This window comes from Micromonospora sp. MP36, from assembly GCF_008119785.1.
GTDB lineage: Bacteria > Actinomycetota > Actinomycetes > Mycobacteriales > Micromonosporaceae > Micromonospora.
The window spans coordinates 23,152-34,606 of sequence record NZ_VSFA01000076.1; the positions used below are offsets into that span (position 1 = coordinate 23,152).

Genomic DNA, 11,455 nt, shown 5'->3' on the forward strand with positions numbered 1-11,455 from the left:
GTCACTTGACGGCTCCTCCGGTGATGCCGCGGACCAGCCAGCGCTGCGCGAAGACCGTCAGCAGCAGGGCGGGCGCGGAGATGAGCGTGCTCGCGGCCATCAGGCCGCCGAAGTCGTTGGATCCCTGGCCGATGAAGTTGAACGCGATGACGGTCAGCGGCAGCGTCCGCTCGTTTGCCAGGGCCAGCGCGAACAGGAAGTAGTTCCAGCTGAAGATGAAGCTCAGCGTCAGCGCGACCGACAGCCCGGGCAGGGCCAGCGGCAGCGCGATCCGGCGGAACCGCTGCCAGGCGTTCGCGCCGTCGATCAGCGTCGACTCCTCGATGCTGATCGGGATCTCCTCGAAAAACGGCACCAGCAGCCAGATGCACAGCGGCAGCGTGATGATCAGGTGCGCGACGATCAGCAGCGCGTAGTTGAGCGCCACGCTGTCCGGGCCACCGATGCGGATCGAGAGCACGAAGAGCGGCAGCACGAACAGCACGCCGGGCGCCATGCGGGCCAGCAGCGTGACGAAGCCCAGCGCGGCCAACTTGCGGCGCACGACCACGTACGCGGCCGGCGCACCGAGGACGAGCCCGAGGATCGTCGACCCGCCGGCCACGATAAAGCTGTTGGCGATGTAGCGGCCGAACTCGAAGCGCTCAAAGAGGTTGGTGAAGTTCTCCAGCGTCAGCGGTGACGCGATGTTGAACAACGAGCCGGTGATGTCGACGTTGTTGCGCAGCGACGACCAGAGCATGAAGAGCACCGGGCCGAAGAAGATGACCGCGAAGACGAGGTACGCGGCGTACACGCCGCTGAGCCGCTTGGTCATCGCGAGGCCCGCTGCCGGAACCAGGTGAACCCGCCCGCGATCATGATCACCAGGACGAGCAGGGCGACCTGCAGGGCGGCCGCGTAGCTCGGCTCGTGGTCGACGAAGCCGGCGTTGTAGCCGTACACGTTGAGGGTGTTCGTGGAGTTCACCGGACCCCCCTGGGTCATGATGTAGATCGTGTCGAAGAAGCGCACGAGGTCCACCGTGCGCAGCAGCATCGCCACCGTGAGCACCGGGCGCAGGAGCGGGAGGCCGATGTTCCAGGCCGTACGCCAGCCGCTCGCCCCGTCCAGCGCGGCGGCTTCGAACGGTTCCTCGGGCAGCGACCGGATCCCGGCCGAGATGATCAGCGCCATGAACGGTGTCCACTGCCAGATGTCGACCAGGGCGATGGACCACGGCGCGATGTCCGGGTCGCCGAGCCACACCACCGGGTCGATGCCCACCTTGGCGAGGATCTGGTTGGCGGCGCCGAGCGACGGGTCCATGATCAGCAGCCAGACCAGGCCGACCGCGACCGATGCCGTGATCGCCGGGACCAGCATCATGCCCTGGAAGATCCGTCGGCCCGGCACGTCCAGGCTCATCACGTAGCCCAAGGCCAGCCCGAGGACGGTCTCCACGAGCAGGCAGACCACGAAGAGGAACAGCGTGACCTTCAGCGAGTTCCAGAACTGCGGGTTGCCGAACATCTCGGCGTAGTTGGCGAACCCGAGGAACCCCGAGTTCGTCCCGTCGGACTGCCGGTCACTGACGGAGAGCCAGATCGTGTACGCGACCGGTACCAGCACGAGCACGGCCGTGACCAGCACGGCCGGCAGCGCGAACGGCCACACGCCCCGGGCCGTCGGGTCGACCCGGCGGCGACGCGGGGGCGGCGCCCCCGCCCCCGGCCCCGCACTGGCGGAGCCGGAGGCGGCGGGCGACTTCGTCATCAGGTCGCTCATCAGACTTATCCGGCGTTCTTCGCCAGCAGCGGGGTCAGACCGTCCTGGATCTCCTTGGCCGCGGCGTTGGCGTCCGCCTGGCCGAGGATCACCTTGCCGACGGCGTCGCCGACGACCTTGCGCATCTCGGGGGCGGCGACACCGACCGGGCCGACCTCGGTGGAGCCGTTCGCCTGTACGTTGGCGAGCGCCTTGCTCCACTCCTTCAGCGTCTCGGTGTTCAACGTGTCGGTGTACGCCTTGTCCTGCGCGACCGAGGTCCGCGGCGGAGCGATGCCGTCCGTGGTCAGCTTGAGCTGGGTGGCCTTGCCGGTCGCCCACTCGATGAACTTCCAGGCCGCGTCCTTGTGCTTCGAGTACGAGGACATCGCGATGCCCCAGTTCAGGACGGTCGACTTCGAGCCCGCCGAGCCGGCCGGGAAGTCCAGCACGCCGATCTTGCCGACCACCTTCGAGGTCTTCGGGTCGTTGATGCTGCTGATCTCGTTGCTGGACTCCAGTTCCATCGCCGCGTTGCCGGCCGCGAAGAGCGCCGAGGACTGGGTGAAGGTGTTGTTGACGACGCCAGGCGGGCCGTAGTCCTTGGCGAGGGTCACGTACCGGTTGATCACGTCAGCCGCGCCGGGCGTGTCGAAGTTCGGGGTGCCGTCCGGCTTGGTCCACTCCAGGCCCTGCGAGTGCAGGAACGGGCCGAAGGTGAACGGCAGCGCGGCGGACTGGCCGCGCAGCGCGATCGGGGTGACCTTGCCCCCGGACTTCTGCTTGATCGCGGCGGCGACGGTGGGCAGTTCGTCGAGGGTCTTCGGCGGCGTGATGCCGTACTGCTTGAACAGGTCCGTCCGGTAGTAGAGGACGACACCCTCGACGTTCACCGGCGCGGCGATCATCTTGTCCTGGATCGTCATGCCGGTCTTGACCGCGGCCGGGAAGTCGGCGGCATCGTACGCGTCGGACTTGCTCATGTAGTCGTCGAGCGGAGCGTAGTAGCCGGCCTTGCTGAACTGCAGGCCCTCGCGCGACGGCAGCGTCATGAAGACATCCATGGAGGAGCTGCGCGACTGCAGGTTCAGCGAGATCTTGTCGCGCGCCTGCTGCTCGGCGAACGTCTGCACCTTCACCTTGACGCCCGAGGCCTTCTCGAACTCGGGGATCAGCGGCTCGATGGCCTTCTGCCACGGGTGGTTGGACATGACGACGGAGATCTCGTTGGCGCTGCCGCTCGAGGCGCCGCCGCAGCCGGCGGCGAGCCCACCGACGAGGGCCAGGGCGAACCCGGCGCTCAAGATCTTGTTTCGCATCCTTATGCCTTTCAGTTCTGACCGAGGAGTGGAGCGAGCCAGTCGTGGAAGTCGCCGAGGTCGGCGGGATTGGTACTGCGCCACTGCGGCGGTACGGGCCGGGTCCGGCCGGCCACCTCCGCGAGCGGCACCGGGTCGTACACGGTCTCGCCGGCGCTGCGGTGCAGGCCGACCATCAGTCCGGTGGCCCGGTCGGCCAGCAGCTTCGCCGCGTGCCGCCCTGCCTCCGCCGCCTCCGCCCGGTCGACGTCGCTGGCGAGCGCGCCGCTGCTGCGCTGGACCATGCCGAGCACCTCGCCGCGGGCGGCGACACCGAGCTCGGTGCTCACCAGCCCGGCGAGCGCCCTGGAGACGCCGCCGAGGATGATCCGGGTGTGGTTGACGGCCTCGAACGGATCGTCGGTCAACTCGCTGGCCGCGCCTTCGCTGACGACCACGAACCCCCGTCCGTGGGCCCGCAGGGCATCCTGCACGGCGGTGAGGAACGCCGCCCGGTCGAAGGCGAGCTCCGGGATCAGGACCAGGTGCGGCGCGTACGCCGGATCGTCGCGGTGCCAGGTCGCGGCGAGGGCCAGCCAGCCCACCGACCGGCCGAGGGTCTCCACGATGCGGACCGGTTCGATGCCGGACATCGCCTCGTGGTCGCGGGCGAGGTCCGGGACGACCTTCGTGAGGTAGCGCGCGGCGGAGCCGTATCCGGGGCAGTGGTCGATGCCGACCAGGTCGTTGTCCACGGTCTTCGGGATGCCGACGACGCTCAACTCGCGCCCGGTCGTGGCGGCCCGGTTCGCGAGGGCGTGCAGCAGCGCCATCGTCCCGTTGCCGCCGATCAGCGCCACGCCTTCGACACCGTTGGCGGCCAGGACGTCGAGCGCGGTGTCGAGGTCCGCTTCGGTGATCGCCCGCCGCCCGGCGCCGAGCCAGGATCCGCCGTGCCGGGCCGCGGCGGCCGGTACGTCGGCGGCGGTGACCGGGGTGAGCCGACCCTCGACCAGGCCGTCCGGGCCGCCCCGCAGCGCCAGCACGTCGTGATCCGCCGCCGCTTCGAGGAAGCCGCGGAGGCTGGCGTTGACGACGCTGGTCGGTGCGCCGGTCTGTCCGATGAGCAGGCGCATCGTCACACCTGCGCCTTCGAGCCGATGGACAGGAAGGTCTGGAAGGCCTCCAGGCCGGGGCGGCCCCCCTCGTACCCGAGCCCCGAGTCCTGCACGCCGCCGAACGGGATCCACGGCGTGTTCGGGGTCCCGGTGTTGATGCCGACGATCCCGGCGGAGAGGCGGTCGGCGACGGCGTGGGCGCGGTCGAGGTCCGCGCTGCAGACGTAGCCGGCCAGGCCGTACCCGGTGGCATGGTGCAGGGCCAGCGCATCGTCGAGGTCGTCGTAGACGTGGATCGGCGCGATCGGCCCGAAGATCTCGTCGGTCATCACCCGGCTGTCGACGGGCGCGTCCAGCAGCACGGTCGCCGGGGCGAAGTGGCCCTTCTCCGGGACGGCACCACTCGTGACCTTCCGCGCGCCCTTGCTCACCGCTTCCTCGACGAGCGAGGCCATCCGGGCCGGGTCCGAGGCCGGAGCGAGGGGACCGAGGTCGGTGGCCGGATCCGTGGGGAGGCCGGCGACCATCTTCTCGGTCGCCGCGATGAACGCCTCGGTGAACTCGGCCGCCACCTCGCGGGCCACGAGGATCTGGTTCGCGGCGATACAGGACTGGCCGTTGTTGCGGTACTTCGCCACCAGCAGCGTCTGCGCGGCTGCCTGCGGATCCGCATCCGGCAGGACGAGGAAAGGTGCGCAGCCGCCGAGCTCCATCACCGTACGCACGAAGCGCGGCGCCGTGGCCGCCGCGACCAGCCGCCCCACCCGGGTCGACCCGGTGAAGGACACGACGCCGACGCTCTGGTCGGCGAGCCACGGGTCGACGACGTCGGCGGGTGTGCCGAGCACGGTCGACAGGACCCCCGCGGGCACGTGCCGTTCGACGACGGCAGCCAGCACCATCGAGGACAGCGGCGTCAGTTCGGAGGGCTTGAACAGCACCGGGCAGCCCGCCGCCAGCGCCGGCGCGATCTTGCGAGCCGGAATGGAGACCGGGAAGTTCCAGGGAGTCAGGACGGCGGCGACACCGACGGGCCGGGTGGTCACCCGGTGCGTGATCCCGGGTACGACCGACAACTGCTCGGTCTCCTGCCGGTCCAGCAGGTCGGCCATGATCCGGAAGTAGGCGACCGTCAGCCCCAACTCGGCCACCGACTCGGCGAGCCGCTTGCCGCTCTCCCGGGTGATCAGCGCGGGCCACTCGGGCTCCGCGGCGAGCGCCTCGACGTCTGCGGCGATGGCCCGCAGTGCCGCCGACCGGACAGCCCGCGGCGTACCCGCCCACCCCGGCAGGGCCTGCCGCGCGCGACCGAGTGCCGCCGCCGCGTCAGCACCGTTACCCGTGCTGACCTCGGTGAACGGCTCGCCGGTCGACGGGTCGAGCACCGCGAGCCGCGGTCCGCCCGCCGTCCGGCCGGTCACGCGCACGGCAGTGGCGGCCGAGAGGATGTCGTTGACGATGGGGTCGGTCACGGTAGCTGCTCCTCGTACGCGTCGAGCTGGTCCTGGTCGAGATCGATGCCGAATCCGGGCCCGTCCGGCACGCGGACCGTGCCGTCGGCGGTGAGCAGGCCGTCGGCGGCCTGCCGCAGCGGGTTGGAGCGGATGTCCCACTCGATGAGCCGGGTCGCCGACGAGATCGCGCCGGCCTGGACGGTCGCGGCGGTGGCGACCGCGCCGTTGTAGAGGTGCGGGTTGACCGTCCGCCCGGCCGCAGCCGCGGCCGACAACACGTCCAGGTACTCGGTGACGCCGCCGACCTTGCCGAGGTCGGGCTGCAGGATCTCGACGGCCTCCAGGTACGGCGTGAACGCCGCGGCGCCGTAGAGGTTCTCCCCGGTCGCCAGCGGCATCCCGGTGCGGCGGCCCAGCTCGGCCAGCTCCGAGGGGCGGTCGCCGGCCAGCGGCTCCTCGACCCACGCGACGCCGAGATCGGCCAGCGCGCGAACCATCTCCAGCGCCTCGGTCAGCCGCCACGCCTGGTTGGCGTCGGCGAAGATCTGCACCTGGTCGCCGAGGATCCGCCGGGCGGTCCCGACGTTGGCGAGGTCCGTGTCCGCGCCGAAGCCGACCTTGACCTTGACGGCGGTGAGCCCGAGCGCGGCGCAGCGGTGGGCGACCTCGGCGACCCCGGTGGGTCCGAGGCTGGAGCCGTACACCGGCAGCTCCGTGCGTGGGCTCGCGCTGAGCAGCCGGGCCAGGCTGGTGCCGGCGTGCCGGGCGGCGAGGTCCCACAGCGCCATGTCGACGCCGCTGATCGCCTGGTGAACCGGGCCGGGTGCACCCCACTGGCGGCCCAGCGGGGCCAGCTCCGCGAGCAGGGCGCGCTGGGCGGTGGCCGGGTCGGGAAAGCTGCGGTCCTTCATCAGCGGCGCGACGCCGTCGTGGATCGTGGCGATCCGCTCGCGCCATGCCCAGGACGGGTAGTTCGCCCAGCTCTCGCCGACGCCGACCGAACCGTCGGCCAGCTCGACCTCGATCAGGATCATCACGCGGTGGTTCAGCGGCGCGAACGACATGGCGATCGGCTCGGTGGGGCGCGCCCGGAAGACCCGGCACCGCACGTCCACCACCTTGGCATCCGGCAACGTGACCACGCGGGTCCCCGTGGCTGAGGGTGCGGCCTTGAGGTCCATGTGCCTTCTCTCACGTCGACGCTATCTGCATGCAGTGTTGAACGCATGTCACCGAGACGTCAAGAGCACGAAACAAAGAAAAGGTGGAGAGTTGGTATCCGGCGAAAGGGGCTAATGCCTCACCGAGGCGCTTCGTTCCGCGGTCTCCCGCGCCCCGTGACCGCGCGGAAGGATTTCGCCGCTACTGCAGGCGGGTGCACCTCGCGTCGGGCGCGGTTCGCCGGGCTCAGGCGGTCAGGACGCGGGTGCCGGTGCGGCGTGCGGCGGTGGCTACCGCAGCGGGCAGCGGACCGTCCACGACCAGGGTGTCGATCCGGTCGAAGCCGCACACCTGAACCGGGGCGGAGGCTGTCAGCTTGCTCGCGTCGGCGAGCAGCACGACCTCGTCGGCGATGTCCATGAGGGCGTGCTTGGCGCTCAGCTCGACCTCCGAGCGCACGTACGCGCCCCGCTCGTCGACCGCGCTGGCGCCGAGGAACAGCAGACGCACCCGCATGCGCCGGACGAGATCCAGCGCGGCGAAACCCACCATCGCCTGGTTGTCGTGCAGCAACTCGCCGCCGATCCCGATGACCCTTGACCTGGGCCGGGACAGCATGTGGGCCAGCACGGGGACGGAGTGGGTGAGCACGCAGCCGTCGAAGTCCTCGGGCAGCGCGTGGGCCACCTCGGCCGCGGTCGTGCCGCTGTCGATGCCGATCGTGTCGCCGGGCTGGACCAGGCGGACCGCCGCGGCGCCGATCGCCCGCTTCGCGCCAGCGTGGCTGAGCGCCCGGGACGCGTACCCGGGGGCCCCGACGCCGCCCGGCGGAAGGCTGACGCCACCATGGACCAGCTGGACCTCGCCGCTCTCGGCGAGTCGCCGCAGGTCACGGCGGATCGTCATCGGAGAGACGCCGAGCTGGGCGCTGATCTCGGCGACCGAGAGGAAGCCGGCCCGGCGCAGCGCGGCCATGATGTGCGTCCGCCGCTGCGGGGCGCCGTCGTAGCGCATGGCTTCCACTGACACGTCGGTAGTCTAGCCTCTGTTCCTCTGATACCAACGGATGTTACTTTTCGAACATCCTTTGATCTCAGCGCCTCGACGTCGCCGACCTCGACGACGCCCCGGCCGCTCCCTCGCTGGAGGAACCGTGACCGTCGACCCCTCGATCCTCGCCCGCCCCTCGGGCGGCTACGCCATGCTCGCCGTCGACCAGCGCGAGGCGCTGCGGGCCATGTTCGCCGCACGTCAGCCGGAGCCGGTGACCGACGCGCAGCTGACCGCCTTCAAGGTGGACGCGGCACGCGCGCTCAGCCCGTACGCCTCAGCGATCCTCATCGACAAGCAGTTCGGCTGGGACGCGGTGATCGCCGACAACGCCGTCGACCCGTCCTGCGCGCTGATCGCGGCCGCCGACGCGTTCACCCCGAGCGCCACCGAGTTCGTCGCCGACGTGGTGATCGACCCCGAGGTCGACCCCGCGACCGTACGGAAGGAGGGCGCGAAGGCCCTCAAGCTGCTCGTGCTCTACCGGCCGGATGAGGCGCCAGAGCCCCGGATCGCCATGGTCACCGACTTCGTCGCCCGCTGCCGCGAGGCCGGGCTGATCAGCATCATCGAACCGGTGTCCCGTGGACCGCGCGACGGCGGCGCGTACGGCCACGAAGCGGGAATCCACGCGGCGGCCCGCGAGTTGGGCGCCCTCGGCGCCGACCTCTACAAGTCGGAGGTGCCGACCCACGGCAAGGGCACCCCGGACGAGATCACCGCCGGGTGCGCCGCGCTGTCGTCCGTCATCAGCAGCCCGTGGGTGGTGCTGTCCTCCGGCGTACCCGCCGAGGTCTTCCCCGAAGCCGTGCGACTCGCCTGCCGGGCCGGGGCCTCGGGTTTCCTCGCCGGCCGCGCGGTCTGGGCCTCGGTGGTCGGCAGCCCGACCATGGCCGAGGACCTGCGCACGATTTCGGTCGACCGGCTGCGGCGCCTCGCCGATGTGGTCGACGACGCCGTGTCGTTCTGAGATGGTGCCCGTCGGCGACGTGCTCGCGGTCGGCGCGGTGGCGCTCGGCGCCACCATGCAGAGAGCAACCGGCCTGGGCTTCGCCCTGGTGGCCGCCCCGTTTCTGGTCGTAATCCTCGGCCCCTTCTCGGGCGTGACCCTGGCCAACCTGCTCTCCGCGGTGATCAACCTGATCGTGCTGTCCGTGACCGCCCGGACGCTGCGCCACCGCCTGGCCGTCCAGATGATCGCCGGGGTGATCCTGGCCCTGCCACTGGGAGTCTGGGTGGTCCGGGAGCTGCCGGGCCCGGTCCTGCTCGTCGGCATCGGCATGATCACGGCGGGGTCAGTGGCCTGGGTGGCGATGGGCCAGAGCATGCCGTTCCTCAGGCAGCGGGGTGGGGCAGTGGCCTCGGGGTTCGCGTCGGGCTTCTGCAACACGACGGCGGGGACGGGCGGACCGCCGCTGGCGGTCTACGCCGTGAGCACCGACTGGGAGCACCGAAGCTTCGTCCCGACCGTGCAGCTCGTCGGCCTGGTGACGAACGTGCTGTCGCTTGCGGCGAAGGGTCCTCCGGTCCTGTCGTGGAGACTGCTGCTGGCCTGCGGGGCGGCGATGCTGGCAGGGATCAGTGGCGGGCACTGGCTGGCGCGGTGGTTGCCGGAGACGGCTACCCGGCGTTGGGTGCTGGCGCTCGCCCTCATGGGAAGCGTCATCGCGATCGCCAAGGGGCTTTCGGCGTGGTGAAACGTAGTTCCTCAGCCCCGCGCCCGGGCGCGTCGACGCGGTGGCCTCGCCGCGTCTTCAGCCAGGGCAGCGACCCGGATCCGCGGTTCAGCCTCGCCAACGAGCGCACGTTCCTGGCGTGGATCCGTACCTCCCTGGCGCTCTTCGCCGCAGGCGTGGCGTTGGAGGCGGTGAATCTGCCGATCGTGCCCGGGTTGCGCCGCGCGTCGGCGATCGTGCTGATCCTGCTGGGTGTCGCCGCACCGGCGCAGGCCTGGTTCGGCTGGGTCCGCACCGAGCTCGCCCTGAGACGGGGAAGAGGCCTCCCACCACCGCTGATGGCCGTACCGGTCGGCGCGGGTCTCATGCTCGTCGGCGTCCTGGTCCTCCTGGGGCTCATCCTGTGATCGACCGTGGCTCCTCGCCGTCCCCAGGCCCCTCCGCTGGGCCGGTCTCGTCGGCTGATCGGGGGTTGCAGGTGGAACGGACAGTGCTGGCGTGGCGGCGTACCGCAACCGCCTTCGTCGTCGCGGCGGCCGGGGTCGGCCGCTTCCTCCTGCCGCACCTCGGCGGACGGATCTTCCTGGCCGCCGTCGTCAGCGCGGCGGCGGTCGTCATCGTCGCCGCAGCGGCGCTGCGACGGCGCCTACCGCCCTCTACTGCCCCTGCCGTGCTGAGCTCGGCCCGTCCACCTGGCCCCTGGCTGGCGGCGGTCGCGCTCGCAACCGCCGCCGGCGGTCTTAGCGTGGCGCTCGCCGTACTGGCCGGGTCGCACTGACACTCACCTTCTTCAACAACGACAGACGGCGACTTGCGCATGAACGGTCCCGGGCTGGTAGGGACCTCGTTGCTCAAATCGATCGCGCCAGGCTGGCGATCGGCTCGGCCGAGACGGTGCTCGACGGGGGTATCGTGTTGAACCTGCCCTACGGCAGGAGCGGCAGCCTTGCGCCTTACGGCTGGGTCCGCTCAGATTCGTCAATGTGTCTGGCATGCGATCTAGACCTGGGAAACAGGATGAGAACACTACTGATTCTTGTTGGTTTGCTGGCCCTTGGCGTGGTTCTGGCCCGCGGCGGCGGTGCCGGCGCTGGCGAAGGCCGGCCTGGGTATCCACGGCGTCACGAAGGTGCCGATCGAACCCGGCAGGATCAGACCACCTCTTGATCCAGCACAACCTCAACGCCGCCGCCATCTGGCGTCCACCAAGGGGCCGGTAGCCGGAAGCTCCAGCGGTCACGAGCGTGTGGGGACGAGGTCGACGTGGACCTCGTCGAGCAGGCCGGCTTCGAGGACCTGGGCGGCGATGGTGCCGCCGTTGACGCCGACCTGCTTGTCGCCGGCGATGGCCTTGGCGGTGTCGATCGCGTGCTCGATGCCGTCGGTGACGAACACGAACGAGTCGCTCTCCCGCTCCCAGCCGTCGGGGACGGTGTGGGTGACGACGACCACGGGCACGTCCATGGGGTGGCGGCCGCCCCAGCCGTGGGTCATGTCGAACAGCCGCCGTCCGACCACCAGCGCCCCGGTCCTCTCGTTCAGGTCGCGTAGGTGCTTGGCGCTCGCTGCCGAGGTGCGCAGTGTCATGCCGGGCGTGGCCGTCGGCGTCTCGACGTCGCCGTTGTTGTACCACTGGAAGAGGTATTCGAACCCTGCTCTTGCCGAAAACCTCGTCCGTGCAGGTCACGCAGCATGCTTGTACTCATGTAGGAGACTGCCGAGACGATCGTGTCTTCGTATGTCGAGGCGGGCGATTTTGTCCGGGTCGGCGATCGGCGTGGGCAACGGGTACAGCGGGCGTGCGTTGTCGATGCCTTGGTGAGGCCGGTGGGAGTTGTAGAAGTTCTCGAACTCTCTCAGGGCGTGGAGGCGATGCCGCTGGTTCCAGATCAGCGTGCGGTCCAGGAGCTCACGACGGCAGGTCTGTACCCAGCGTTCCATGATCGAGTTCA

General features: G+C 70.4%; 13 protein-coding genes. 4 read left to right on the forward strand and 9 right to left on the reverse strand.

All coding sequences use genetic code 11. From position 1 onward, the window contains the following. Position 1: 1 nt before the first annotated feature. From FXF52_RS30875 to FXF52_RS30905, 7 genes are all read right to left on the reverse strand, one after another. Positions 2 to 817: a carbohydrate ABC transporter permease gene (locus tag FXF52_RS30875; protein WP_148802091.1), complete on the reverse strand. Its 816-nt coding sequence runs from the start codon at positions 815 to 817 to the stop codon at positions 2 to 4. Continuing rightward, the gene (locus tag FXF52_RS30880) at positions 814 to 1,767 is read right to left on the reverse strand and encodes a carbohydrate ABC transporter permease (protein WP_148802093.1); all 954 of its coding nucleotides are present in this window, start codon (positions 1,765 to 1,767) and stop codon (positions 814 to 816) included. Before FXF52_RS30880 ends, FXF52_RS30875 begins: the two co-directional genes overlap by 4 nt. 5 nt (positions 1,768 to 1,772) lie before the next feature. Beyond that, positions 1,773 to 3,065, reverse strand: a complete 1,293-nt coding sequence (locus FXF52_RS30885; protein WP_148802095.1) for an ABC transporter substrate-binding protein — start codon at positions 3,063 to 3,065, stop codon at positions 1,773 to 1,775. A gap of 11 nt (positions 3,066 to 3,076) precedes the next feature. After that, entirely contained in the window at positions 3,077 to 4,180 is a 1,104-nt protein-coding gene (locus FXF52_RS30890) for a 6-phosphofructokinase (protein ID WP_148802097.1), read from the reverse strand. Positions 4,181 to 4,182: 2 nt separating this feature from the next. After that, a complete protein-coding gene (locus FXF52_RS30895) occupies positions 4,183 to 5,634 on the reverse strand; it encodes an aldehyde dehydrogenase family protein (RefSeq protein ID WP_187413822.1) in 1,452 nt (483 codons plus the stop codon). Next, positions 5,631 to 6,758, reverse strand: a complete 1,128-nt coding sequence (locus FXF52_RS30900; RefSeq protein WP_187413823.1) for a mandelate racemase/muconate lactonizing enzyme family protein — start codon at positions 6,756 to 6,758, stop codon at positions 5,631 to 5,633. Before FXF52_RS30900 ends, FXF52_RS30895 begins: the two co-directional genes overlap by 4 nt. A gap of 265 nt (positions 6,759 to 7,023) precedes the next feature. Further along, positions 7,024 to 7,806: a DeoR/GlpR family DNA-binding transcription regulator gene (locus FXF52_RS30905; RefSeq protein WP_148802104.1), complete on the reverse strand. Its 783-nt coding sequence runs from the start codon at positions 7,804 to 7,806 to the stop codon at positions 7,024 to 7,026. Between the two features lie 124 nt (positions 7,807 to 7,930). On the opposite strand from FXF52_RS30905, the gene FXF52_RS30910 reads away from it, so the two are divergent. Genes FXF52_RS30910 through FXF52_RS30925 form a run of 4 tightly spaced genes read left to right on the forward strand, consistent with a single transcriptional unit; the run spans position 7,931 to position 10,281 of the window. Continuing rightward, the gene (locus FXF52_RS30910) at positions 7,931 to 8,797 is read left to right on the forward strand and encodes a hypothetical protein (RefSeq protein ID WP_305069364.1); all 867 of its coding nucleotides are present in this window, start codon (positions 7,931 to 7,933) and stop codon (positions 8,795 to 8,797) included. 19 nt (positions 8,798 to 8,816) lie between these two features. Next, positions 8,817 to 9,524, forward strand: a complete 708-nt coding sequence (locus FXF52_RS30915) for a sulfite exporter TauE/SafE family protein (protein ID WP_187413824.1) — start codon at positions 8,817 to 8,819, stop codon at positions 9,522 to 9,524. Next, positions 9,518 to 9,910, forward strand: coding sequence for a YidH family protein (locus tag FXF52_RS30920; RefSeq protein ID WP_255472512.1), 393 nt, complete (start codon positions 9,518 to 9,520; stop codon positions 9,908 to 9,910). The genes FXF52_RS30915 and FXF52_RS30920 overlap by 7 nt, the downstream gene beginning before the upstream one ends. Then, the gene (locus FXF52_RS30925) at positions 9,907 to 10,281 is read left to right on the forward strand and encodes a DUF202 domain-containing protein (protein WP_148802110.1); all 375 of its coding nucleotides are present in this window, start codon (positions 9,907 to 9,909) and stop codon (positions 10,279 to 10,281) included. Before FXF52_RS30920 ends, FXF52_RS30925 begins: the two co-directional genes overlap by 4 nt. A 458-nt stretch (positions 10,282 to 10,739) precedes the next feature. On the opposite strand, the gene FXF52_RS30930 is transcribed toward FXF52_RS30925, so the two are convergent. Both FXF52_RS30930 and FXF52_RS30935 read right to left on the reverse strand, forming a co-directional pair. Further along, complete coding sequence (locus tag FXF52_RS30930) at positions 10,740 to 11,090, reverse strand: hypothetical protein (protein ID WP_187413826.1); 351 nt, start codon at positions 11,088 to 11,090, stop codon at positions 10,740 to 10,742. Positions 11,091 to 11,186: 96 nt separating this feature from the next. After that, positions 11,187 to 11,455: integrase core domain-containing protein (locus FXF52_RS30935; RefSeq protein ID WP_148802112.1), on the reverse strand; the 269-nt coding region annotated here is incomplete at its 5' end.